This window comes from Stieleria neptunia (assembly GCF_007754155.1).
GTDB classification, from domain to species: Bacteria; Planctomycetota; Planctomycetia; order Pirellulales; family Pirellulaceae; genus Stieleria; species Stieleria neptunia.
Genome location: NZ_CP037423.1, coordinates 9,079,063 through 9,104,931, shown reverse-complemented (window position 1 = coordinate 9,104,931; position 25,869 = coordinate 9,079,063). Strand labels below are relative to the sequence as shown.

At 58.1% G+C, this 25,869-nt stretch carries 19 protein-coding genes; 5 read left to right on the top strand and 14 right to left on the bottom strand.

The window, feature by feature from the left end:
* Nucleotides 1-105 precede the first annotated feature (105 nt).
* The 6 genes from Enr13x_RS31800 to Enr13x_RS31775 all read right to left on the bottom strand — a co-directional run bounded on the left by Enr13x_RS31800 (nt 106) and on the right by Enr13x_RS31775 (nt 7,294).
* Nucleotides 106-1,683, bottom strand: a complete 1,578-nt coding sequence (locus Enr13x_RS31800; protein WP_145390930.1) for a 2-isopropylmalate synthase — start codon at nt 1,681-1,683, stop codon at nt 106-108.
* Nucleotides 1,684-2,076: 393 nt separating this feature from the next.
* Nucleotides 2,077-2,820 (bottom strand): EscU/YscU/HrcU family type III secretion system export apparatus switch protein, encoded by a 744-nt coding sequence (locus Enr13x_RS31795; protein WP_145390929.1) that lies wholly within the window; start codon nt 2,818-2,820, stop codon nt 2,077-2,079.
* The gene (locus Enr13x_RS31790; RefSeq protein ID WP_197455500.1) at nt 2,820-3,611 is read right to left on the bottom strand and encodes a flagellar biosynthetic protein FliR; all 792 of its coding nucleotides are present in this window, start codon (nt 3,609-3,611) and stop codon (nt 2,820-2,822) included. Before Enr13x_RS31790 ends, Enr13x_RS31795 begins: the two co-directional genes overlap by 1 nt.
* Nucleotides 3,612-3,753: 142 nt before the next feature.
* Complete coding sequence (locus Enr13x_RS31785; protein WP_095742551.1) at nt 3,754-4,017, bottom strand: flagellar biosynthetic protein FliQ; 264 nt, start codon at nt 4,015-4,017, stop codon at nt 3,754-3,756.
* Nucleotides 4,018-4,863 (bottom strand): flagellar type III secretion system pore protein FliP, encoded by an 846-nt coding sequence (fliP, locus tag Enr13x_RS31780; protein WP_231743898.1) that lies wholly within the window; start codon nt 4,861-4,863, stop codon nt 4,018-4,020. It abuts the gene before it with no gap.
* Between the two features lie 199 nt (nt 4,864-5,062).
* The gene (locus Enr13x_RS31775) at nt 5,063-7,294 is read right to left on the bottom strand and encodes a hypothetical protein (RefSeq protein WP_145390926.1); all 2,232 of its coding nucleotides are present in this window, start codon (nt 7,292-7,294) and stop codon (nt 5,063-5,065) included.
* Between the two features lie 344 nt (nt 7,295-7,638).
* Between Enr13x_RS31775 and Enr13x_RS31770 the strand changes: the two genes are divergently transcribed.
* From Enr13x_RS31770 to Enr13x_RS31760, 3 genes are all read left to right on the top strand, one after another.
* On the top strand, nt 7,639-9,207 hold the full coding sequence (locus Enr13x_RS31770) for a circularly permuted type 2 ATP-grasp protein (RefSeq protein ID WP_145390925.1): 1,569 nt from the start codon (nt 7,639-7,641) through the stop codon (nt 9,205-9,207).
* A 158-nt stretch (nt 9,208-9,365) separates the two neighbouring features.
* The gene (locus Enr13x_RS31765) at nt 9,366-10,316 is read left to right on the top strand and encodes an alpha-E domain-containing protein (RefSeq protein ID WP_145390924.1); all 951 of its coding nucleotides are present in this window, start codon (nt 9,366-9,368) and stop codon (nt 10,314-10,316) included.
* On the top strand, nt 10,313-13,627 hold the full coding sequence (locus tag Enr13x_RS31760) for a transglutaminase family protein (RefSeq protein WP_145390923.1): 3,315 nt from the start codon (nt 10,313-10,315) through the stop codon (nt 13,625-13,627). Before Enr13x_RS31765 ends, Enr13x_RS31760 begins: the two co-directional genes overlap by 4 nt.
* Before the next feature lie 164 nt (nt 13,628-13,791).
* On the opposite strand, the gene Enr13x_RS31755 is transcribed toward Enr13x_RS31760, so the two are convergent.
* The 3 genes from Enr13x_RS31755 to Enr13x_RS31745 all read right to left on the bottom strand — a co-directional run bounded on the left by Enr13x_RS31755 (nt 13,792) and on the right by Enr13x_RS31745 (nt 17,843).
* Complete coding sequence (locus Enr13x_RS31755; protein WP_145390922.1) at nt 13,792-14,160, bottom strand: SpoIIAA family protein; 369 nt, start codon at nt 14,158-14,160, stop codon at nt 13,792-13,794.
* A 925-nt stretch (nt 14,161-15,085) separates the two neighbouring features.
* On the bottom strand, nt 15,086-15,517 hold the full coding sequence (locus Enr13x_RS31750) for a DMP19 family protein (protein WP_145390921.1): 432 nt from the start codon (nt 15,515-15,517) through the stop codon (nt 15,086-15,088).
* 760 nt (nt 15,518-16,277) lie between these two features.
* Nucleotides 16,278-17,843: an arylsulfatase gene (locus Enr13x_RS31745; protein ID WP_197455499.1), complete on the bottom strand. Its 1,566-nt coding sequence runs from the start codon at nt 17,841-17,843 to the stop codon at nt 16,278-16,280.
* 1,963 nt (nt 17,844-19,806) lie between these two features.
* Here Enr13x_RS31745 and ltrA (Enr13x_RS31740) point away from each other — a divergent pair.
* The gene (gene ltrA, locus Enr13x_RS31740) at nt 19,807-21,090 is read left to right on the top strand and encodes a group II intron reverse transcriptase/maturase (RefSeq protein ID WP_145390919.1); all 1,284 of its coding nucleotides are present in this window, start codon (nt 19,807-19,809) and stop codon (nt 21,088-21,090) included.
* A 729-nt stretch (nt 21,091-21,819) separates the two neighbouring features.
* A complete protein-coding gene (ltrA, locus tag Enr13x_RS31735; RefSeq protein WP_145390919.1) occupies nt 21,820-23,103 on the top strand; it encodes a group II intron reverse transcriptase/maturase in 1,284 nt (427 codons plus the stop codon).
* A gap of 95 nt (nt 23,104-23,198) precedes the next feature.
* Here ltrA (Enr13x_RS31735) and Enr13x_RS31730 read toward each other — a convergent pair whose 3' ends face one another.
* The 5 genes from Enr13x_RS31730 to Enr13x_RS31715 form a co-directional block, all read right to left on the bottom strand.
* Nucleotides 23,199-23,663 (bottom strand): hypothetical protein, encoded by a 465-nt coding sequence (locus Enr13x_RS31730; protein WP_145390918.1) that lies wholly within the window; start codon nt 23,661-23,663, stop codon nt 23,199-23,201.
* Between the two features lie 173 nt (nt 23,664-23,836).
* Complete coding sequence (locus Enr13x_RS38505; protein ID WP_197455498.1) at nt 23,837-23,983, bottom strand: hypothetical protein; 147 nt, start codon at nt 23,981-23,983, stop codon at nt 23,837-23,839.
* Between the two features lie 356 nt (nt 23,984-24,339).
* On the bottom strand, nt 24,340-24,615 hold the full coding sequence (locus Enr13x_RS31725; RefSeq protein ID WP_197455497.1) for a hypothetical protein: 276 nt from the start codon (nt 24,613-24,615) through the stop codon (nt 24,340-24,342).
* Nucleotides 24,616-24,799: 184 nt separating this feature from the next.
* Nucleotides 24,800-25,195, bottom strand: a complete 396-nt coding sequence (locus Enr13x_RS31720; RefSeq protein ID WP_145390916.1) for a hypothetical protein — start codon at nt 25,193-25,195, stop codon at nt 24,800-24,802.
* A gap of 36 nt (nt 25,196-25,231) precedes the next feature.
* Nucleotides 25,232-25,843 carry a four helix bundle protein gene (locus Enr13x_RS31715; protein ID WP_231743897.1) on the bottom strand — a complete coding sequence of 204 codons (612 nt, stop codon included), beginning with the start codon at nt 25,841-25,843 and terminating at the stop codon, nt 25,232-25,234.
* Nucleotides 25,844-25,869 lie beyond the last annotated feature (26 nt).

Below are 25,869 nucleotides of genomic sequence, written 5' to 3'. Positions count from 1 at the left end.
CGCTAACAAATCGTTCACGGGGTAAGGCTCCGCCTCCGGCCGACGCGAGGCAGAGCCTCCCAAAACAGTGTGTTCCCAGGCAGGAGCCTGGGAACAAGTACTCGTTCACTCCGCGGCGATGCGGTTGATCGCGTTCAGCATGGCCAAGATGGTGCTTTCGACACTGTCGGTGCTGACGCCGGTGCCGCGATACAGCCGCCCCTTGTGTTCGACTTCCAAGTTGACTTCGCCGATCGCGTCGCGGCCGAGGGTGGCGCTGCGGACGCGATAGTCCTTGCAGACCAGTTGCACGCCGGTGATCTGTTCAACCGCCCAGAACGCGGCGTCGATCGGACCATCGCCCTCGGTGACTTCGGCGGACTTTTCATCGCTCCCGTCGCTCAGTGTCAACTTCACTTTGGGCGCCTGCTGTTTCGAGCAGGTGACTTCGTAGTCGACCAGGGACCAGGTTTGGCCACCGCTGGTGCTGATCTTTTGTTGCACGAGCGCGATGATGTCGCCGTCGTAGATTTCCTTTTTCTTGTCGGCCAGCAATTTAAATTGTTCGAAGACCGAATTGAGTTCCTCGCCGTCGATGTGAAAGCCGAGTGTTTTGGCGCGATCGGCCAATGCGGCCCGTCCGCTGTGTTTACCGAGCACCAGATCGGTCTTGGCAAACCCGACTTCTTCGGGCGACATGATCTCGTACGTGCTGCGTTCCTTCAGCATGCCGTCTTGGTGGATTCCCGATTCGTGGGCGAACGCGTTGCGTCCTACGATGGCTTTGTTGCGTTGCACGCTGATTCCGGTCACCTTGCTGACCAGGCGGCTGACGGGGACCAACCGCTCGGAATTGATTCGCGTGGTGCAGTCGTAGAAATCGCCACGCGTCTTCATCGCCATCACGACTTCTTCCAAGGCCGCGTTGCCGGCGCGTTCGCCGATCCCGTTGATGGTGCATTCGATTTGTCCGGCGCCCGCCGCGACGGCTGCCAAGCTGTTGGCGACGGCCATCCCCAAGTCATCGTGGCAGTGGGTGCTGAGCACCGCTTTGTCCATGTTGGGCACACGGTTGCGGAGCATGTCAAAGATCTTGTAGATCTCTGCGGGCGTGACGTAGCCGACGGTGTCGGGCACGTTGATGGTCGTCGCGCCGGCATCGATCGCCGCTTCGACCACGCGGCACAGAAAATCGTGTTCGGTGCGACAGGCGTCTTCGGGCGAGAACTCGACGTCGTCGCATCTGCTGGCGGCCAGTTTGACGCCGTCGACGGCGCGGCGGACGATTTCGTCCGGTGTCATCCGCAGCTTGAATTCGCGATGGATCGCGCTGGTCGCCAAGAACACATGGATGCGAGATTGTTCGGCATGCTGGACCGCGTCGGCGGCGCGCAAGATGTCCTTTTCATTGCAGCGAGCCAAGCCACAGATCGTCGAGCCCTTGATCGTTTCGGCGATTTGCTTGACCGCATCGAAGTCGCCCGGTGACGCGATCGGAAAACCGGCTTCGATCACATCGACACCGAGATCCGCCAACGCGTGCGCGACCTCCAGTTTTTCCGCCAGGTTCATGCTCGCCCCGGGGGACTGTTCGCCGTCGCGAAGCGTGGTGTCAAAGATTCGGATCTGACGCTGGGTTTGGGGGGTAGTGTCTGGCACGGCTTCGCGGGTGGCGATCGGAGAGTCGGGGGTGGCGGATTCCATGACGGTGTCCATAAAAGAAGTCGGGATAGTATGGGAAGCGGGTGGCATTTAAAAAACACGGGGATCCCAAAAACCCGGGACAATTGTTTCAGGAACAAAAAAACCCGAGTCCTCGGGGACTCGGGTTTTCGCTGTTTTGTCGTTTGATTCCGCGTGTCAGCGGCATGTCAAGCGAAGCGTGCAAACCTTCATCTCCCGCCCGAATGGCAGTAGTAGGAGGAGTAGAATGGTTAGCAGGCTGATGTTCATGCCATTAGGGTAAATCAGAGGGCCAAGGGGCGTCAAGTCATTTTGATCAGCAAAGTGGGGGAAGCTTCCAGCTTGCCGTCGCGTTTCACTTGGGAAACGCAAGCTGGAAGCTTACGCCACATTTGGGAAACGCAAGCTGGAAGCTTACGCTACGCCTTGCACCGCCTGGGTTCTGGCGGTCGCCGGAGGGGCGGCCCGCTGGGCATCACGCATTTCCTCGCGAAGCTCTTGCTCGGTCATCATCAGATCGCGTTCATGTTGCCAACGGGCCAGGGAATAGTCGACACAGGCCAACGCCAACAGGGTCGCGCCCATCCAAAAACAACACTCGATCAACGTGTCGAAGATCGTTGTCGCGATCGCGGCGATCGGCATCTGCGTCACGCCGATCAAGGTCGGCAGACTGGATCGCACCACCCCGATCGCGACCGCGCTGACGGCGATCAGTTTCAGCAGCGTGATGGCGAATCGCCCCAGCGAACGCGCCGACGTCATCGATTTCAATCGCGCCGCCGGCGAGATCCGATCCAACGCGGGGGCCAGCTTGGAAGGCGTCATCAGCAGACCGGTTTGCAACAGATTCAACCCGATCCCGCAGATCATCATCGCGACCAACAGCGGCAGCAGCAGGGTGCCGACGGCGGCAAACGCCTTGACAATCATCCGTTGCGATTCCCACCGGCTGAGTGAAAGTTCGCGCGGTCCGCCGAGCGTTTCGGCCAGCGAGACGGTCAATGATTGGGCGAGTTCCGGACCGAACCAGGCCAGCAAGCCGGTGGTCGCCAACAACAAGCCGGCGGACACCACATCGCCGCTCCGCGGTGCCCTGCCCTGCTCTTTCGCTTGCTTGCGTCGACGCGGTGTGGGGGGATGAATTTTGTCGGACATTATTCGAATCCCAGTCGCGCGATCGCGTGGGAGAGTTCGGTTTCAAACACCAGGCCCGCCGATCCGATCGTCAACGCCATCACCAACAGTGCGGCCATCACGTTGATGTTCAATCCGATCGCAAGCACGTTCAATTGCGGGACGGTTCGGCTGACCAACGCCACGACCAGGTTGGTCAGCAAGACACAGGCGACAACCGGTGCCGCAACACGCAACCCCGATTCGATCCCGATCGCCAGATGGTCGATCACCAGGGCGGACAGGGTTTGGTCGATCGAGACCGTCATCGGTGGGAATTGATAAAAACTGGTCAGCAAGGCATCGATCAACAACCGATGGCCACCGACGGCGAACAGGATCGCGGTGACCAGCAGCCCCAGTAGACGTGAGAGTTGCGGGACCGATTCGCCGCTGGATGGATCGGCCGTTTGAGCCAGTTGCATTCCCGTGGCGTTGGAGATCAGTTCGCCGGCCAGGGCGATGCCCGAGACCAGCAATTGAACGACGCCCCCGATGACCATCCCGAAAATGATCTCTCGGCCGGCAGCGATGACGATCTCGATCCCCACTGGCCGCTGGCCGTCGATCGGCACCGCGGCACCGACACCGGGGACCAGCACCAGCGTGATCGCCAGCACCAGCAGGATTCGAATCCGCATCGGCAACCCGCTGGCCAACATCGGCAGCGCCATCACCAGCCCGCCCAGTCGTGCCGCGACCATCGCAAAGACGATCAGCTGGTGCAGCAGCCATTGACCGGTCACATCGCCGAGCGTGTCGTTGAAATTCATCGAGCAATATTCAGTGGGATAGGCTTCTAGCCTGTCGATCTTGATTGTGGGATAGGCTTCTAGCCTGTCGATCTTAATTGTGGGATAGGCTTCCAGCCTGTCAGTCCGCATTGACAGGCTGGAAGCCTATCCCACTCTCTCGTTAGAACGGGCCGACGAACATGGTTTGTGTGAATTCAATCATCCGCGAGAACATCCAGGGCATGCAGGCCAACAGCACCAAGCTAGAGACGATCAATTTGGGCACAAAAGAGATCGATTGGTCTTGGATCTGAAACAGGGTTTGCAGCAACCCCGTCACGATGCCGACGACGGCCCCGATCACCAACACCGGCGCGGCCAACAACGCGGCCAACATCAACGCTTGGCGGCACAGATCAATCGCTTGGCTTGAATCGAGCGTCATTTAACCCACCGGTCCAAAACTGGCCAACAACATGCCCACGACCAAGTGCCAGCCGTTGACCAGCACGAACAACAACAGTTTCAGCGGCAGCGAAATCATCGCCGGCGGAAGCATGAACATCCCCATCGACATCGTCACACTGGCCACGACGATGTCGACCACCAGGAACGGCAGGTAGATGCTGAATCCCATCAAAAACGCGATCTTCAGTTCGCTGATCACAAACGCCGGCAGCAGCACGCGGATCGGGATGTCGGCGAACGAACTGGGGGTCGGCCCGTCGGGGACCGCGTGGCGATAAAACAGCACCACGTCGGCATGATTCTTTGCCGCCGCGATCTGCTTGGACATGAACTGGCGAACCGGCAACGCGCCGGCTTCATAAGCCTCGGCCAACGTCATCTCGGTTTCCGGATCGCTGTAGGGTTTGATCGCTTCGTCATAGACCCGCGTCCAAACGGGGGTCATCACCAGCAGCGTCATGAACAGGGAAATGCTGGTCAGCACCTGAGTCGGTGGCAGGGCTTGCAACCCGATCGCCTGCCGCAGCAAACTCAGCACGACGATGATGCGGATGTAGCACGTCGTCATCAGCAAGATCGCCGGGGCGAGCGAGATGACCGACAATAGCAGCATGGTTTGGATGCTGCCGCCGACCTTGTCGGGGCTGGCCCACGATTCGGGGCCGCCGGCGATGGTTTCAATCGTTTCGGCCGAAAGCGAGATCGTCGGGCGTGAAACGAGTTGTGGAACGGACTCTTCCGACGCCACCGCCCTGCCCTGCCCTGCAACGGTCCCGCCCTGCTCTGCGACAGCAAGACCCTGGCCGACAAGGGCCAGCAGCATCAGGGGCATCGAGAGTCGAAGAAAACGGTACAAAATTGCAGCCGAGTCGCGGGTGATCAGCGAACGCGGCGACCCCGTCGGCCGCCAGCGACCGGGACTTTAGGAAAAACAGGCCTGAAATCGAAAGATTAGTTTTCGCGTGTTCGCCCGAATGTGATGCCAGCACGTGGCGTCAGCCAGTGGCGCGTGGGGGGATCGATCACGCGCCGTTCAACAGACCGGCAAAATACGCGTCGTAGCCCGCCAGCGTGCTTCCCGGCACCAGCACAGCGGTCGCATCGGGGAAGATCACGCGGCAATCGCTGCGGACATATCCGGAAACTTTTTCGATCGTCGCTTCCGTCAGGGCACATTGGGACAGCACGGTCAGGCTGGCGGTCGCCCGATCGGCATCGCCCCGGAGCCGAAAGCAAATCAGCGAGGAACCGATTCGGGCCAGCGCGACCGGTTGGTCACCGGTTGCCAGTTTCGCATCGCTGAACACACAACGCACCGCTTGCTCCGAGCCGGTTTGGCCGACCAGATAGTGCAGCGCCGTCGCGATCTCCGGCGCCAGACTTGCCGGGTTGGTTTGATCGAGCAACTGCGCGGCGTCGCTTTGGTGATATCGCTTGATCAGCTCATCGGCGTCGGCACGCATGAAGTAGGCGGTCACTCGAATGGCTTCCTCGCCGGACCAAGACACCAGTTGGACGTCAGCGTCGTCCGTCCTTGGCCCCGTTTCGAGAAGCTCGGCTGGTTTTCGACCCCCGGCGGCCATGTGGATCAGATCGGTCAGGAAACGCTTGCAGATTTCACCGTCCGGACCCAGGCTGGGCGGGTGGTAAAGGAATGGCGGTTCCGCTTGGATTTCTCGAACCAGACGGGCGCGGCACGACGAATCGATTGCGTTGAACGTCTGGGTCGGTTTCAGCCGGTCGATCGCGGGTGCGGGTTCGTCGCCGAAGTGCTGCAGGGCGAACGAAGCGAGCGCCCAGATCGCCCGTTCGGTTTGTTCTTCGGGCGACACGTCGACTTGGCCGACACGGAATTGAATCTCCAGACGATCCGCCGCCGAAGTCTGCCAGGCATCGATCAGAGCTTTTTTGGGGCGTTGGTTCTTGTCGCCCAGAACGTGGGTCAGCAGGAACGCTTCCAAACGCTCGGCCACGAGCTTGCGATCCGATGCCGACAGGGATTGGGCGGGTTGGTAGTTGGCCGGTCGCGAGGTCGAACCGTCGGCCAGGTGTCGCAGCAACGAAACCCGGCCGTATTCATCGCGCAGGTTGAGCGCCGACAACTGGTTCATCGCCGTCACGCGGGCGGAGTCGGAGATCGCCAGTTCACTGGCCAGATGAACCAATTCGACGCCGTAAATCCAATGGACGTCTCGGTAGCGGACCATCGGGCTGTAGATCGACGCGACTTCGATGGCAATGATTTCGACGAGTTGGCGGATCAGTCCGACGGCTTGTTGGTCCAACACGTGGGCACCCAGCTTGGACGCTCCATAGGTTGTCGCTTTGCTGGCCGCCCACCAGGCGACCAGGGTCAGCGGGTTGGTGCTGCTGACGATCCGGCCGGCAAAAAGCACATTGGAGGCGACATCGATGTAGGGTTTGGCCGACTTGTAGATGCCGAATGTTTTGACCGCCCGCATGACCACGTTGTAGATCGATTGGAAATCGTAGTTGGCCAATCCGCCCGGCAGACTCTCCACCGCGACCAGCAATCGCAACGACGCCCGTCCGACGGCCCGCGAGACGGCATCGACATTGGTTTTCAGCAGCGGCGCTGTTTCCCCGGGCCGGTAGATCGCCACGACGTCGGAAACCAGGGCGACCAGATCGGTGCGGATTTTCTCGTTGTCAAAAAGTTTGCGGTCGCCGCTGTCTTTGCGGTAGGCATCTTGTTTGATGCTGTCAAATAGCTCCCGCGTTTTGGATTCGACCAATTCCAACAGCTCGCGATCGTGCCGCGCCATCGGGTCATCGGCGGAGATTTCCGGTGTGTCGCTCGGGCGCGCGCGGCGGCGAGCGTCATGGTCTAAAACGTCCGTGTTTCGGAAGTCGGTGTTTTTAAAATCGATCGCGTCGGGAAATTGCATCCACTGCTGCAGCGACAGCGCGCGGGCGTTGAGTTCCTGTTCTTGGGCGGCCAGCGATTCGGCTTTTTCGGCCAGCCACTCGCCCAGCTCTGACCGGTCCGCTCCGGCAAGGCCCGCCCCGCCCTGCCCTGCCCCGTCGTCCCGATCCGGCCCGCCGGATGCGAATTTGGTTCTCAAGCGAACGGCATCGACCAGCGCCGCGGCGAGCGGCAGCAAACCGAGCGCCCCGAGGCCGACGTTGGGAATCGGAGCCCCGGAGACCGCCACGACCATCAACACGATCGCGACGATCGCTCCCGAGGCGAGCGAATACAGCGGTAGACGTTTCAGGGTATCGCCACGCACGGGTGGGGCAGGTCGCTAGGAGTAGAAAAGAGGTGCAATGGAGGCCCATGATACAGCGTTGTCGCCCGGGCGTGCGGCGCAAGGAATTGCCCAATGTGGTCGAATCCTTGGGATGGGACGTATGCGAACAGCACGCCATTCCCTTAAAGTAAGTTTTCGGGAGGGCTGTGCCCCGCAAGGTGCTGCCGGGCGACTGCCTGGAGGCGTCTGGACGCGATTCTGATTAGAATCGGTCCTCAGGTCTGGAACTTGGCGGATCCGGCCCACCACCGAACGTCCTTATTTCCTCGTGTCGTTTCGTTTGCCGGTTGCGCACCGTTGAAGCACGCGCAGAAGAGTCCGCCATGCAAAAACAAACTTCCGGATCCGTGTCTCAGGTGCAGTCACTCGGTCCGATTCCGTCCCTGCCGAATTATCAGACGGATGGTTTCTTTGACGAGTTGGTCGACAAAAACAACGTCGCTCGTCCGGACGCGGAAGAGTTGGTTTCGTTGTTCAACCGATTTCCGCCGCAGGAATTGTCGCGCCGTCAGCACGCGATCGAACAGGCCTTGTTCCGGATGGGGATCACGTTCACGGTCTACAGCGACAATTCGGGCACAGAAAAGATCATGCCGTTTGACGTGGTGCCGCGGATCGTCTCGGCGATCTTGTGGAAACACATCGACGCCGGTTTAAGACAGCGGATCCGTGCACTCAATCGTTTCCTGTGTGACGTCTACAACGAGCGGGCCATCATCCAGGAAGGGATCATTCCGGCGGAGTTGGTCGACACGGCACCGGCGTATCTGAAAGAATGTCAGGGATTGAAGCCCTTCAATGACGTCTGGTGTCACATCACGGGGACGGATTTGGTCCGTGACAATACCGGGACCGTCTACGTTCTGGAAGACAATTTGCGTTGCCCGTCCGGCGTGTCGTATGTGCTGCAGAACCGTCACGTGATGAAGCGGAACTTTCCGCAGGTGTTCGGTGCCTCGCGGGTGCGCCCGGTCACCGATTACTCGTCGCGGCTGTTTCAACTGTTACGCGATGTCGCTCCGCCCCACGTTTCGGATCCGACCATCGTGGTGTTGACGCCCGGCGTTTTCAACAGCGCCTATTACGAGCACTCGTTCTTGGCCCAACGGATGGGGGTCCAATTGGTCGAGGGCCGCGACCTGGTCGTCGAAGGTGACTATGTCTACATGAAAACGACGCGTGGATTGCAGCGGGTCGACGTGATTTACCGGCGAGTCGACGACACCTTTCTGGACCCCAAGACGTTTCGCAAAGACAGCGTGCTGGGGGTCAAGGGATTGATGGACGTGTACCGCGCCGGCAACGTCTGCTTGGCCAACGCCCCCGGGACGGGAATTGCCGACGACAAGGTGATCTATGCGTTTGTCCCGGACATGATCAAATATTATTTGGACGAAGAGCCGATCTTGCCGAACGTCCCGACCTACGTTTGTCAAAAGGAAGAGGATCGGGAATACGTGCTCTCGCACATGGATGAATTGGTGATCAAGGCGGCCGGCGAATCAGGCGGCTACGGCATTCTGATCGGTCCGCACGCGAAACCGAAAGAACGCGAGGAGTTTGCCCAAAAGATCAAAGAGGATCCGCGGAACTGGATCGCCCAGCCGACGCTGGAATTGTCTCGCGCCCCGACCGTGATCGACGATCACTTAGAAGGCCGCCACGTCGATTTGCGTCCGTACATCTTGTGCAGTCGGCCCGACGACGTCTGGGTCTTGCCGGGCGGCCTGACACGCGTGGCCCTGCGGAAGGGATCGTTGGTCGTCAATTCGTCACAGGGCGGCGGCAGCAAGGATACGTGGGTGGTCGCCGAGCAGGGGCAAGCGATCGCCTCGGTGCACGGTGATGACACCGACCCGGTGGACCGCAAACCAGAGCCCGACGATCGCTGATCCGGGCCCAGCGATCCTTGATCAGAGCCCGGCGTTCACAGACCAGGGCCGACGATCGCAGATCAGGTGCAGCTCGTTTGACTCAGGCGAGTTGCAAGATTGTAAAGTGGACGACGACCGATTGAAAACCAACAGGCGAACATCAAACCGAGCCATCTATGCTTTCACGTGTTGCTGAATCGATTTATTGGATGAGCCGTCAGGCCGAACGAGCTGAGAATTTGGCTCGATTCATCGAAGTGACGTTGCACATGACGTTGGACCAACCGGAATACCTGGTCGATCCCTGGAAACCGCTGGTCCAGGTGACCGGAGACAACGAGTGGTTCAAGGCCAAGTACGGCACGGCGACCTGTCAGAACGTGGTGCAATTTCTGGCGTTTGATCGCGAGTACCACAGTTCGATGCTGACCTGTCTGCGGGCCTCGCGTGAGAACGCACGGAGCGTCCGCGAGGCTTTGTCGACTGAGGCGTTCGAGGAACTGAATGATTTTTATCATTTCGTTCGCGACAGCAGCCCGGCGCAGTTGACCGATCCGACGGCGGAATTCTTTGAACAGGTTCGCGACCACGCGTTGATGTGGACCGGCGTGCTGGACAACACCATGCCCCACAATACGGCCTGGCATTTTCTTAACGTCGGGCGTCTACTCGAACGGGCCGACAAGACGTCTCGAATTCTGGACGTCAAGTACTTCAATCTGCTGCCTCGCGTGGAAGACGTCGGCACCGCGGTCGATGATCTGCAGTGGTCGACGCTGTTGCTGGCGATCAGCGGGTTTGAAGCCTATCGTCGCGAACATCAATTGATGGATATCGAAAAGATCGTGGCCTTTTTTCTGTTCCACCGGACATTTCCACGCAGTATCTATTCCTGTGTCGCCGGTGTCGATCGATCGCTGCGGGAGATCGAAAGCGAATCCGACTCGGAGTTGCCCGGACAAGCCAGGCAGCGAATCGCCGCACTTCGTCATCGCTTGGAAAACACCAACGTCAAAGAAGTGATCGCCGGCGGCATGCATCAATTTGTCGATCGCTTGCAGATTGAACTCAACGCGGTCGGTGATTCACTCGGACAAGACTACTTTTACGCAACCCAATCTGCATGACCATTCGCGTCGCTCTCCACCACAAGACTCAGTATCAATACGACCGCGCCGTCGGGCTTGGCCCGCAAAAGGTACGGCTTCGCCCGGCCTATCACGGCCGCACGAAAATCGTTTCGTACGATCTGAGTGTTCGTCCCGAAGATCACTTCATCAATTGGCAACAGGATCCGTTCGCCAATCCGGTGGCGCGGTTGGTGTTCCCCAAGCGGGCGCGAGAACTGTCGATCGTGGTCGATCTGGTCGCCGACATGACGGTGATCAACCCGTTCGATTTTTTCGTCGAAGAGAGCGCCGAGTCCTGGCCGTTTCAGTATGCGACCGAAATCGAACGCCAACTGGCGCCGTATCTGGTCACCGAGCCGGTGACGCCGCTGTTTGCCGATTGGATCAGCGAACTGCCCAAGAAGTCCGAGCGGGTGATCGATTTTCTGGTCGACGTCAACCGCATGGCCCAGCAGCGGGTCGATTACAAAATTCGGCTCGAACCCGGTGTGCAAACGCCGGAGGAGACGCTGAAACTGGCCAGCGGATCGTGCCGCGATTCGGCCTGGATGCTCGTCCAGGCGTTCCGCCACATCGGCATGGCCGCGCGGTTCGTCTCGGGGTATCTGATCCAACTGGCGCCGGACGAAAAACCGATCGAAGGCCCGGCCGGCCCGGCCGCGGACTTCTGTGATCTGCACGCCTGGACCGAAGTCTTCTTGCCCGGTGCGGGATGGGTCGGGTTGGATCCGACCAGCGGTTTGATGGCCGGCGAAGGACACATTCCTTTGGCGTGCACGCCACACTACAGCGACGCGGCGCCGATCACCGGTGGGCATGAACCGTGCGAAGTGGAATTTGTCCACGAGATGACGGTCACCCGAATCTTGGAAGCGCCGCGGACGACCAAACCCTACACGAACCAACAGTGGTCCGACATTTTGGCGGCCGGTGATCGCGTCGACGAGGTGTTGGCGATCGGTGACGTGCGGTTGACGATGGGCGGTGAACCGACCTTCGTCGCCATCGACAATGTCGACGATCCCCAGTGGAACACCGATGCGGTCGGAGAAGAAAAACGCGTGCTTTCCAACGTCTTGTTGTTGAAGCTGCGCGACACCGTCGCACCCGGCGCGTTGCTTCACTATGGACAAGGCAAGTGGTACCCGGGCGAATCACTGCCGCGCTGGGCGCTGACCTGTTTGTGGCGCACCGACGGACAGCCCGTCTGGCAGAACCCCAAGTACATCGCCGACGAGGGCAAGGATTATGGGTTCACCCACGACGACGCCGAACGCTTCGTCAAACACCTGGCCGTCACACTGGGGATCGAAGCCAAGGTCACACTTCCCGTCTACGAAGACACCTTCCATTACTTGTGGAAGGAACAGAAGCTGCCGATCGATGTCGAACCCACCGATCCGAAGTTGGAAGACCCCAACGAACGGGCGATGATGGTGCGAACCTTCACCCAGGGGCTGAACAAGCCGGTCGGGTTTGTGATGCCGCTCAAGCGCGCCTGGTGGCAGGCCCACCCGGGTTGGGTCGGGGGCCGTTGGCCGGTCCGCGGCGAGAAGGTGTTTGTCATCCCCGGAGACTCCCCGATCGGTCTGCGATTGCCGCTGGATAGTCTGCCCAAATCCGCCGCACCCACGCCCGCGGACAATCTGCCCCGCGATCCCTTCGCGCCACGCAACCCGTTGCCAGAGGTTTCGACGATTCGGCAAGACCAGCAGCGGATCGAGAAGGTCGAAGAACAGTTGCGTCAACAAGACGACACGCCGATCGAAGCGGAAGTGATCCCGACGGCGCTGTGTGTCGAATGTCGCTTCGGACGGCTGCACGTGTTCATGCCCCCGACACAAAATCTAGAAGACTACTTGGATTTGGTGTCGGCGGTCGAAGAAACCTGCGTCGATTTGGACATGCCCGTGGTCTTGGAAGGCTACCTGCCGCCACACGACCATCGCATCGAAATGTTCAAGGTCACGCCCGATCCGGGGGTGATCGAAGTCAACGTCCAGCCGACGTCCTCGTGGCGTGAACTGGTCGGATTGACCGAGACGATTTATCAGGAGGCGCGCGAGAGCCGATTGACCGCTCAGAAGTTCGACATCGACGGAATGCACACCGGGACCGGCGGCGGCGCCCACGTCGTGCTGGGCGGCAAGACGCCAACCGACAGCCCCTTCATTCGACGTCCCGATCTGCTGGCCAGCATGATCCGATTCTGGCACAACCACCCTGCCCTGTCGTATTTATTCAGCGGCAAATTCATCGGGCCGACCAGCCAAGCGCCGCGGATGGACGAAGCCCGTCGCGACAGTGTGCACGAGATGGAAATCGCTTTGGTGGAAATGGAGCGGTTCTATGGCGAGGGGCAAAAGATCATGCCCTGGACCGTCGATCGGTTGTACCGCGATCTGCTGGTCGATTTGACCGGCAACACGCACCGCGCCGAAATCTGTATCGACAAACTCTATTCGCCCGATTCCAGCACCGGTCGATTGGGGCTGGTCGAGTTTCGCGGATTCGAGATGCCGCCGAACGCGCACATGAATTTGGCTCAACAGTTGTTGATTCGGGGGATCGTCGCCGCGTTCTGGAATCAACCCTACAAACAGCCTTTGGCTCGCTGGGGCACCTCGCTGTACGATCGATTCATGTTGCCGCATTTCGTCTGGAGCGATCTAGACGAACTGCTCAGCGTGCTGCGTCAGATGGGTGTCGATTTGAATCTGGAATGGTTCTTGCCCCACTACGAGTTTCGTTTTCCCAAGATCGGTGAAGTCGTGCTCGGCGATGCACGCTTGGAGCTTCGCGGTGCGATCGAGCCGTGGTACCTGATGGGCGAAGAGCCATCGGGTGGCGGCACGGCCCGTTTTGTCGATTCGTCGATGGAGCGTTTGCAGCTCAGTCTGGACGGGTTCGATCCCTCACGCTACGCCGTCTTGTGCAACGGCCACCGCGTACCGATGCATCCCAGCGAAGTGGCCGGGCAGTATTTGGCCGGAATCAAGTTCCGCGCCTGGCAACCGCCACGTTGTTTGCATCCGACGATCGGCGTTCATGTGCCGTTGCAATTCGACATCGTGGATCGATTCACCGAGCACTCGATCGGCGGATGCCGATACTTCGTCTCCGACCCCAGCGGGCGGGCCCACGAGATCTATCCGGTCAACGCCAACGAAGCGGAAACGCGGCGATCGGCACGGTTCCACACCCAGACGCTGACCGGAGGCCGGTTGGTGCTGCCGGATCTGCCGCCGGTCGATTCGCCCAACGATTTCCCTGTCACGTTTGATTTAAGAAAGACGGTCCGAAGCTAACACGCGCGAGGCGACCGCGTTTCGCATGTACGATGGCCCTTCCGGGCCGTCGTCCGTAGGGTTCGCCCCGACGACCCACGTGCATCGTCTGGTGATGCGCCGATGTTCAGCTTGTCGAGCACAACCAATCTGAACGAAGTATCCAGCACGAGAAGCTCCATCGATCACTGGCTGCCGGTCATCCACTGTCTCGCAGCCTCGACCTCGCCAACGGGAAAATGCTTGATCTCCGCAGCGACAAAATGGGAGGCCAACCGCTCGGCCATGTCGCCGAGGACGGAGTCCGTGACAATGGCAACCTTTTCGATACGCTTGTGGTGGTTTCGGACAAAGCAAAAATGAGCAACCATGGCGCCAAAACTCTCCCAGCCCGGGAACGTCGGCGCGTCAATGATCAGGCCACGGAGTCCGCCACTGGTCTTGATAAAGGGATCCACCTTCTCTGCGAGCTTCTCAAAGTCGGTCTTCTCAAGCGCGGCTTCGGGCCGCACATGCAAGATGGATTTCGTCGTGTCGAGGCTGGACTCAATCATTTGATTTCTTTCTCACCATGATTGTCAAAACTCTGAGGTTTGCCTACGAGAGTGGAGCACTCGTCCCCGCATGACGAATTGCGATCTATCCGCACCTGCGGAGCAGCGGGGATCGATCGTGCGCCCGAACTTTGCCGCCCCTCAGCTGGGTCGGCGACAGGACTGGATTAGAACGGATCCTGCCAGGGCGTGCCAGCATTTTGGTGCCCGATGAGCCCGAGCTGGATGGCGGACGGGCCGGTCCGCTTCGGCCGCGACCACCGTTGCACTTTCTTGTTCCGTTTTCGCACGACCAGCCCTACCAAGTGCGAAAAACCTTCCCCCAACACAGCGCCCGAGCTATCCCGGAAGGGATCACAGCGAGTAGCCGGAGGTCAGCGCAGCGCCACCTCCGGACCACGCCCCCAATCCACCCCTCGACCCCGGACGGGGTCGCAGCGTAACCCGGCACCGCGCCTCCAGCTCAATGGAAACCCGGATCCCGGCCGAAACATCGGGAGCGATCGCTGGGGTTAAGTCGGTTTCCAAACCAGCCGACTGCAGTAACAAGGTAGGAAGATTTCGGGTAGGAAAATGGGTGATTGGAAAACGAAGCACCCGCGCAACGATCGTGTTCTCTCTTCCTACCCAAAATTTTCCTGCCTCCATCTCCAACCCATGCATCACTCCCGGAGGCATCATCCATTTCCGTGAGCAATGGGAGCTAAGCGTCTAGGATGATAAGCGGCTCGTTGCCAGGGAAGAGCCTACCACGTAGGCGTGCCCATTTGTGGGTTCCATCGGGGAACACGACGCGAGCCCAACACTCCCTCTTGCGATTCGTGAGCCAGTATTTGAGCGGCGGCGTACCTGTTTTTTCGATCTCGAGGTTCGTTCCGTTCTGCTCGTTGGACCGCTTAATCGATTTGTCATTTGCCGGTTTGGGCTAAGGAAGAACGGCAAGTGTGCTGTCCAGCATCCATAATTCTTCACCTGCTCGAAGCTCCTCTTCTATCGCTTCAAGCAGACCAGTGCCATCTGCTCGATCAAAGTCGGAAATCATGTTGTCGGCGCCACCGTTGTCGTCGAAAAACCGAACAGCCCTCAATGCCTCATGAGCGCGCGAAAAAGCATTCGCTAGTGAAGTCGCATGTAGCCGATTCAAGCAGGTGATCAGATACTCAAGCTCGCTTTCGGAAAGCAATTGGTCAAAGACGGAGTTGAAGCCGCCCATGTCCATTTCGCAGCGAGTGGAGACAATGTAGTAGATCGTTCGATCATTTTCGGCCAAATCGTCAGGACGGGCACATCCATTCGACGCCATATCCGCAACGATGCGGTCGAAGCGTTCAGCAACAATGGTTGAGGGGTCGTTCATCTACAATCGAATAACGTCAGAAATCACGCGGGACGGGCGAAAGACGCGCAATCAGAGTAGAAACCACCAATCCCGTCCTACCGCGCAATTCATGCTTCACCGTCTGCCAAACATCATTTATACCAAAGACGCCACAAAACAGCGTCCACGGCATCCCGCCGGACGTCGATTGTCTAAGTGGCGGAGTTGATCGTAGCGGAAGCCGTCAAGACTTTCGCAAGCCGCCGGCCCTCTCTGGCGTTTGCTTGCTGCGCAAACGCCGTCTCTCCCAGAGGGAGAGAGACGAAATCGGTTGCCAAATCCTGCAGAAAAAGAATCGACGTCCCGAAGGGATTACAGCGAATAGCCGGAGGTCAGCGCAGCGCCACCTCCGGACCACACTTCGAATTCTCTCCGCCACAAGAATCACTTGCACGCCCTTCATCAGCGTCGCGGTGCAAGCCACGTCTTGATCTCATTGGTGCACTCGAAACATCCGTAGGTGGATGACTCCCAGGGATCGGCGCGTTGTGCGCAACCGTCAGGGTATTGTCGTATCGGGAGCGTCATCGTTCCATTCGAGGCATCGCTTTGCAACGTCGGGTAGATTAAGCGTTGTGATCCATTTCTCGTAGATGTCCTCGGGCACGTGACCGACGACCATTAACGTGACCTGTGCACGTGCGTCCCCAGTGCCAAAGAATCCTTCATCATTCAACGCGAGGATCGTTCGGACGCCCGAACTGTGTCGGCCCTCAGCTGGGTCGGTGACAGGACTGGATTAGAACGGATCCTGCACACGCTGATGCCAGAGCTCAAACTGCCGGGCCAGTTGCTGAACTCGACCGGGCTCACGCCGAGCGAGATCGGTTGTCTCGGTGCCATCTGCTTCCAAATCAAAGAGTTCCCAGTCGCCACCTCGCCGAGGACGAATGGCTTTCCACTTGCCCATGCGGACAACATGGTGTCGGGGGACGCTCCAGCAGAGCACGTCATGTCCCTGGCGGGGCTTGCCCTCAAATACCGGTCGCAAACTTTTCCCTTCAATTGGAACCGGATTTCGACCGCGAAACTCGGTGGGGTATTTCACACCAGCGATGTCGAGGCACGTTGCCATCAGATCCATGACATGGCCCACCTCATCGCTTTGTTGATCCCCGGATAGGACGGCAGGCCATTTCGCCAGCAATGGAGTGCGAATACCACCTTCGTAGCCTGAGAGTTTCGTACTGCGAAAGGGCGTGTTGCTGAGAGTCGCCCAGGCCAAGCCGTAGGCAGCAAAAGTATCAGGAGACCCCGGAAGGTTATCCGGGCCGCTTCCCGGGCGGATCGCAACCTGATCCAGTCGCCACCGGTTGTTGGGCTGGTTAGGGGCAAATCCAAAACCGCTTTTCGATGGACCGATGCCACCATCAGGTGCTGCGCCGTTATCCGAGAGAAACAGGACGAGAGTATTCTGTTCTTGTCCACTCTCTTTCAGAACGGTCAAGAGTTCCCCCAGACCTTTGTCAATCGCGGCGACTTGAGCGGCGTAAACGGCCATCCGTTCGGCCTGCCAGTCTTGATGGACGCCGTCCTTCCAATCCTTGATCTCTGGGGGACGCGGGGTGAGTTTCCAGTTCGGAGGGATGAGCTGCGATTTCTGTTGAGATTCAAATCGTGCGCCGCGCCATTCGTCCCATCCGCGTTCTCGATATTGCTCCCGGTAGGCGGCAATGTCAGCTTCACGGGCATGTAACGGCCAATGCGGAGCAATCTGTGCCACGTAGAGAAAGAAGGGTTTGTCCGTGGTCATCGCTTCTTTCAAGAACTGCACGGCATAATGATTGAGCGATTCTGTGAGATAGAAATCCTCGGGGAGCTGAAACCTTTCCCGATTGAGATAATACGGGTTCTGCTGCACTTCGTGGAAGTAGCTGATTTTTGCTTGGCACATCGGACCGAAAAACCGATCGAAGCCACGGTCGAGTGCCAGGTCGCGTCCCTGCCACTTGCCGACCATCATGGTGTGGTAGCCAGCACTTTGCAGCAGTTCGGAAATCAACACGCACTTGGAATAGTCCTTGGGCTGATTCCAGTGATCGCCACGGTGGCCAGTTTGCTGACAATAAAGCCCGGTCAACAGTGACGCCCGCGTGGGACCACAAACGGCGTTGTTGTAAAATTGCGTGAACCGCAGTCCCTCCCGAGCCAACGAGTCAATCTGCGGCGTGCGGATCTCACCGCCAAAGCAACCGATGTCTGACCAGCCCAAGTCATCCGCCATCACCAGAATGATGTTCGGTCGAGCTGCCTCGATGACCGTTTGGCACACCAGAAAGTACAGGACCAGCCCGCTGCAAATCAATCGTATCATCGATGGGGTCAGCATGAATTGGAATCGATCGGGATCGGTGCGATTCAGGAGTGAAAGCAAAATGGGGCTCCGCTTTGTTCGGCACACCGGGGTTTCTGTTCGGTGGAACGTTCTCTCACTGGAATACTCAAACGGGGCGTCAATCGCGACAAAAGTCGCGACTGTCAAACCGCCGGTGTCGAGTTTCTCGGCTACCCATTCCACGGTTTCGGCGACCAGATCCGAGTGAGTTCGTAAGCAAACCTGTCGAGGAACATTCTCGTGTTTGAGCCGATTCTCCGCCATTGTGTATTGTACGATTTTAAAAGCCTTCCGGTTGTGCCTCTTGCGTCGTCCACAAAAGATGGCCATTTCCCGATCGTTGTTTGAATCGGATAGGCAGTCTTAATGAGTTGAACGCTCAGAGGACTCAAGAAGCTGGCGTCGGCGAATGTTAACGCAACGAGCGTCCACGCTATCCCGGAGGGATCACAGCGAGTAGCCGGCGGTCAGCGCAGCGCCACCTCCGGACCACGCCCCCAATCCACCCCTCGACCCCGGACGGGGTTGCAGCGAATCTCATCACTGTGTCGAGCGCAACGTCCGGCTCAATGCCCTCCGAGACCGACCGGAAACTCGGGAACGATCGCTGGAGGCAAGTCTTTTTCCCAACCAGCCGGAAGCGTCAAGACGCGGAGCGTTTGGCCGCGAAAGAGCTCAAAGGGCACAAAAGGTAAGAACGCTACTTGCGTCGGCGGCCGCGCGGACGCCCTTTGGGCGCTGCCGCAACTTTTCGTTCGCGGTGCATCAAACGCACCATCGAATGGCGGTTCTATTCGTAATCCGCACGCACCTTTTGCGTCCTTTGCGCTCTATTGTGGCGATCTCTCCTAGCCAGACGTCTGGTGGATTGTGCTGACCGCGTTTTGATCTCAGTGGTGCACTTCAAACATCCCGAGACGCACGACTCCCAAGGATCGGCGCGTCGTGCGTTCGATCGGATTCGTCTCTTCGCAAAAGAGAAACACCCTCGGACCACACGACGCGAGTGACGGGGGCGTCCTGCGCCGGTGGATCACACGATGGGCCACAAGAGATCAAGACGCTTGTCGCACCAAAACGCGGACGACCTCGGGCCAGAGGGTTCAAGAATCTGGCGTCAGCCTATGGCCCGAAGTCCCACACCACCTCAGCCCACCGCGACCGCACGTTAACCGTCGAAGCGAAACGCAATTCGATTCAGTTCAACGGCGGCGATCAGCGGGCCGGGACGTTGGACTCTCCATTGGTGGAATCATGCAAGCCCGGCTCCGTTGCAGTACGCCCAACATGGGCGTGATCTTGTGGGGTGCAAGTCCCCTGTACTTAGTTCCGGTTCTTTCGAGAGGTCAGTCTACCAAATGAAATTCTAACGAAAGAGAGTACGAGGCGAGGGCAACTGCGGCGAGGTGACAGACCGTGGAGAGGAAGCCTGCGAATGTGTGCGTAAGTGTCGACCTGAACACCGCCGTCGACCACATTCTCGCCGAGACCTGCCAGGTTACGAACAGAAACCTCATACGAGGCCGACGACTCCAGGCGAGCGGGCTGCTGACCGCGAAGCCAAACCGGAAGAAAGGGCGTAGGTAAATGGGGAGCTTGGGCAGGGACAGATCACGATGCTCCCGGTTACGGGAGCCCCTTATTTGGGGAGATCTCAGACGCGTACCCGCGAGTAGGGCTTGCCCGAAAGGTGGGGCGGATGTGGTAACGCATTCCGTGCTCTGAGAAGTCAGCAAAAGCCATAGTAGCCATTGGCCGTATTCCAACGGCTTGGCGAAGGGCTGAACGTCATTTCACAAGGAACGAACCACCCGTGACCTCGAAGAATCCCAACGCATCGTGTCTTCCAGACACCGCGCACAAACCTCAGTCGAGCCTTGCGGCTTCGGCGGCCACGGAGAAGTCAGCCTTGAACCGTTCTCTATTTTCTCTGATGGAAGCAGTTGTCGACGACGCTAACATTGAGCGCGCTTGGAAGAACGTCAAAGCCAACAAAGGGGCCCCCGGGCCCGATGGCATCACCCTTGACGCATTCTTCGAGACCTTCCGGCACCATTGGCCAGAAGTTCGCCGACAACTCTTGGAAGGAACTTACCGCCCGGGGCCCTCCCGGCGTAAGTCGATTCCCAAACCGGATGGCGGCACGCGAGATCTCGGTATTCCAAACGTGATTGATCGCTTGATCCAACAGTCCATCCTGCAAGTCTTGACCCCGATTTTCGATCCCGGTTTCTCCGAATCGAGTTTCGGGTTTCGACCCAAGCGTTCCGCACATGGAGCTGCAAAGCAGATCCAACAAACGATTCGCAGCGGTTTCCGCTGGTGCGTGGACATGGACCTTTCGAAGTTCTTCGATCGCGTCCATCACGATGTCTTAATGGCACGCGTGTCTCGTAAGGTCCACGACCGTGTACTCCTGAAGCTGATCGGTCGCTATCTGCGTGCGGGCGTGATGGTCGATGGCATCCTCCAACCTTCCACCGAAGGCACGATGCAAGGCGGCCCGTTATCTCCCTTGTTGGCCAACATCTTGTTGGATGATTTTGACAAGGTTCTTGAGCAACGGGGTCTCCGCTTTGTTCGCTACGCCGACGACTTTCTGATCTTCGTACGATCGGAGCGCTCGGCCCGCCGTGTTTTCCACTCGGTGGAACGTTATCTCACTGGGACACTGAAACTGGTCGTCAATCGCGACAAAAGTCGCGGCTGCCGAACCGCCGGTGTCGATTTTCTCGGCTACCAATTCCATGGTTTCGGCGGCCAGATCCGAGTGAGGCCGAAGAGTCTCAAGAAGTTCAAACAACGGGCAAAAGCAATTTTGACCCGCAACCGCGGCATTTCGATGCGTCGGCGGTTTCGGGAACTTCGGCTGTACCTTCGAGGTTGGATCGATTACTTCGTATTAGAGCAACGCAAGAGTCTAACGCTCACTTTGGACAAGTGCCCCAACCCAACTCACTCGGGGCGACGGGTCCGAGCGTGCTACTGGAGCAATTGGCGCTTACCACGCACCCGATTGAAGAAGCTGCAAGCTCTTGGAGGCTCCTACGATGAAGCCTACCCTCCGGCCCATTCGGGCAAGGGGCCTTGGCGTCTCTCAACGACGTCTGGCGTTCACCGAGCCTTATCGAACGCCTGGCTGCAGTCTCAAGGCTTATTCACGCTTGAAGAACGATGGAGCGCGCTTGCTCCGAAACGGCGAACCGCACTGTGCTAGCCTGCCCCGGGCGGACCCGCATGCTAGGTGGTGTGGGAGGGAACCCGGAGCAATCCGGGTCCCTATCCCGATGTACGCCCAACATGGGCGTGATCTTGTGGGGTGCAAGTCCCCTGTACTTAGTTCCGGTTCTTTCGAGAGGTCAGTCTACCAAATGAAATTCTAACGAAAGAGAGTACGAGGCGAGGGCAACTGCGGCGAGGTGACAGACCGTGGAGAGGAAGCCTGCGAATGTGTGCGTAAGTGTCGACCTGAACACCGCCGTCGACCACATTCTCGCCGAGACCTGCCAGGTTACGAACAGAAACCTCATACGAGGCCGACGACTCCAGGCGAGCGGGCTGCTGACCGCGAAGCCAAACCGGAAGAAAGGGCGTAGGTAAATGGGGAGCTTGGGCAGGGACAGATCACGATGCTCCCGGTTACGGGAGCCCCTTATTTGGGGAGATCTCAGACGCGTACCCGCGAGTAGGGCTTGCCCGAAAGGTGGGGCGGATGTGGTAACGCATTCCGTGCTCTGAGAAGTCAGCAAAAGCCATAGTAGCCATTGGCCGTATTCCAACGGCTTGGCGAAGGGCTGAACGTCATTTCACAAGGAACGAACCACCCGTGACCTCGAAGAATCCCAACGCATCGTGTCTTCCAGACACCGCGCACAAACCTCAGTCGAGCCTTGCGGCTTCGGCGGCCACGGAGAAGTCAGCCTTGAACCGTTCTCTATTTTCTCTGATGGAAGCAGTTGTCGACGACGCTAACATTGAGCGCGCTTGGAAGAACGTCAAAGCCAACAAAGGGGCCCCCGGGCCCGATGGCATCACCCTTGACGCATTCTTCGAGACCTTCCGGCACCATTGGCCAGAAGTTCGCCGACAACTCTTGGAAGGAACTTACCGCCCGGGGCCCTCCCGGCGTAAGTCGATTCCCAAACCGGATGGCGGCACGCGAGATCTCGGTATTCCAAACGTGATTGATCGCTTGATCCAACAGTCCATCCTGCAAGTCTTGACCCCGATTTTCGATCCCGGTTTCTCCGAATCGAGTTTCGGGTTTCGACCCAAGCGTTCCGCACATGGAGCTGCAAAGCAGATCCAACAAACGATTCGCAGCGGTTTCCGCTGGTGCGTGGACATGGACCTTTCGAAGTTCTTCGATCGCGTCCATCACGATGTCTTAATGGCACGCGTGTCTCGTAAGGTCCACGACCGTGTACTCCTGAAGCTGATCGGTCGCTATCTGCGTGCGGGCGTGATGGTCGATGGCATCCTCCAACCTTCCACCGAAGGCACGATGCAAGGCGGCCCGTTATCTCCCTTGTTGGCCAACATCTTGTTGGATGATTTTGACAAGGTTCTTGAGCAACGGGGTCTCCGCTTTGTTCGCTACGCCGACGACTTTCTGATCTTCGTACGATCGGAGCGCTCGGCCCGCCGTGTTTTCCACTCGGTGGAACGTTATCTCACTGGGACACTGAAACTGGTCGTCAATCGCGACAAAAGTCGCGGCTGCCGAACCGCCGGTGTCGATTTTCTCGGCTACCAATTCCATGGTTTCGGCGGCCAGATCCGAGTGAGGCCGAAGAGTCTCAAGAAGTTCAAACAACGGGCAAAAGCAATTTTGACCCGCAACCGCGGCATTTCGATGCGTCGGCGGTTTCGGGAACTTCGGCTGTACCTTCGAGGTTGGATCGATTACTTCGTATTAGAGCAACGCAAGAGTCTAACGCTCACTTTGGACAAGTGCCCCAACCCAACTCACTCGGGGCGACGGGTCCGAGCGTGCTACTGGAGCAATTGGCGCTTACCACGCACCCGATTGAAGAAGCTGCAAGCTCTTGGAGGCTCCTACGATGAAGCCTACCCTCCGGCCCATTCGGGCAAGGGGCCTTGGCGTCTCTCAACGACGTCTGGCGTTCACCGAGCCTTGTCGAACGCCTGGCTGCAGTCTCAAGGCTTATTCACGCTTGAAGAACGATGGAGCGCGCTTGCTCCGAAACGGCGAACCGCACTGTGCTAGCCTGCCCCGGGCGGACCCGCATGCTAGGTGGTGTGGGAGGGAACCCGGAGCAATCCGGGTCCCTATCCCGATCGGCTTGGTTCTGCCTTCACTTGCTACGGAACCATGAAGTGAGAAGCATGTAGTAAAGTTAACGCCCCAGACGTCTCAACGCAAACTCGGCGTGAAAATCGGTCACCACTGTATGCGCCAAGCAAAAAGGAAATCACAAGCAACAATGTAAATCCCGCGATAGACAATCGCTCAATTTGGGCCAAAGTCAGCGAAACGACTGATGGTGAGTGCCAAATCGTTGGAAAAGCAATCGGGTAGAAGGTCAGTTCCATGAACAAATGCATCAAACAGAGGACGCCCAAGAATACTACGACGCAAAATCGAAGCGTCGGCAATTCGCGAACCGGGGTTCGGTATCGAACGAACGGCGAGGCATTGGTCAGTCGACCGGTTTGACGCGCAAGCAACGCAGCGTAGGCCAGTGCAAGGTACTGAAGTGCAATCACTGCAATGATCGCCAAATAGAAGGCGGCGCCCACCCAAATCAAAAACGCCGAAATCGTCATCCAACCCAAGCACGAGCGCAAACTGAATGTGACTGCTGAACTATCTCGCCGTTTGATTCTCATTTTGTGGTGGACAAAAACTCCATGGCAGAACGGCGGTGGTCACCGCGTCGGCGCGATGGACCTGAACTCAAAAACAAACTCAACTCGCCGACTGCGGTGCACCACATAGTTCACGCGTCCGGCCACGACGACAGCCCGAGCCATCGTCGCTGACGGCCAATGTACTCGATCGGAATCGCCGTGGGAAATCGAGTGTCCCAATCTGCGGTCGGCACTTCAGGCGTCGGTCTGTCTTGAATCGTACTCGTACTCAGCATCGCGGTACTCGTGCTCGTACTCGATCAACAGGCGTCGGTTTGTCTTCGTCGGTCGAGTCGACCGCGCACCTGTCGAACGATGACATCAAATGCGAATCTCAGGAAACAGAAGCTCGATGAAATCAGATGGGCGTCCTATGGGTCACGATCCAACGACGGCGAATCAATTGCCACAAAAGAACGCGAGAAGACGCAAAAGAAGAAGTGGACGCTGTCGTCAGGCGTGGGTTAGCAGCGTGAACGTCCGCGATGACCGAGTCGCGGCGAATGACATTGCGATGGCCAAAGGACCTGATTCGCGACTTCGTGTCCATCGCCTGGTTCTGGCAAACTCATTGTCGCAGATCCGAGAATGCCTAGCGAGCAGCTGTTGCTCCATATTTCTCGTTTAGGTCCAAAAGGTGGTGACCGTAAACACGCAGGTGCGTGTAGTCGGTGATGATGACGAGGTAGCAGTTCGGTTTTCCATAGTAGAGCAATACATGACCAAACGTCCGATCTCCGTTGATGTAAACATCTTGAAGTTGCAGATCTTCAATTGTGTCAGCGAGATCAAGATCAGCTTTGCAGTTTTCCAAGTAGTCAGCCAGAGGAACGATTTCAACGTATTCGTCTTCGTCGATACGCCGCATTGGTTCAACAAACGTTGCGATGTATTGTTCTTCTGTGAGCTGTGTAGTATTGGGCACTGCGTGATGTCGACTCCTGCTTTAGACCTATCACAATTCGTGCCAGAACGGCAGCGGTAACCGAGCCGCCACCAAGAAACTATGATTTCAGAAAACGCGTCATCGGCGGCTTCGGTTCACCGCTTTGTTATTTGTCGTCATCCCAGCTTGCTTCGATTTGCAGCGGAAACGTAGTCAAGATGTCGAGCAGTTTCTGAATTTCGTTTCGGCATTTTACCGTGTCCTGTCCGCCGACGGCCAGTATCCCCATTTTGTCGATTCGTGTGTCAAGCGTCGTTTCATCAGATATTGCAATCGAGAGGTGACGCTGCGTCCCATGTTTGAGGGCGGCCTGTTGGGTACTGCGAATCGGAGCACAGTCCACAGGCATTCCCTGTTGTCGTGCGATCGCTTTTTCGCGGCTTACTCGGTCCGCGTAGTAATCATCGGAAATAGTGGTTGTCTGAGGGAACGCTTCACGGAGACGCTGCACGAGTGCGTCGAAGTCAAACGCCGAATCAGCTCTACCAAGGACAAATGGCATTCGGGGAGGCCTAATCAAATCAAATAACGGTTGCCGTCACCTGGGACGGACGAGTGATTTTCCACTTGTGAAACCGCGCAAGCCGTCCTCAGGTGCACGGCTTGGTTCTGGCTTCCTGCCTTGCTCGTACTCGTACTCGTACTCAGCATCGCGGTACTCGTACTCGGTCCCTGTATTGTACTCCACCGGCGATTCGGCCACGGCATCGGATCTCGCGATCAACCGAGTCAGCATCGAAACGATCCGATGAAGCGAACGTTTCAGTTCGTGGTGGCGTTCAACATCCAGTCCATCGGTTGCGGCAAGCACGTCTTGAATTGCGACACATTCCAGCGCCGAGCCACGAGCGATGTCAAGAAATCGACTACGATCTTTGAGGCTTCGCTTCCCGTTGCCCTCGGCGATGTTCAGCGGTATGGATTGAGCGGCGCGAAGCCATTGATCACGAGCGTGGCGATGACAGCCGCTCAAATCTCTCGCGGCGGCGAATGACGAAGCAACGTATTCGATAGAGAAACGGTAAACGTCTAGTCGATCGTGGTCGAAGATGGGTTCGGTCGTTGGTGCCCCGAGTCGAGTAGGAGTACGAGTACCGGGCGGCGCCCTGAGTACGAGTACGATTTTCAATGCCAGAACGGCGGTGGTCACCGCGTCGGCGCGATGGACCTGAACTC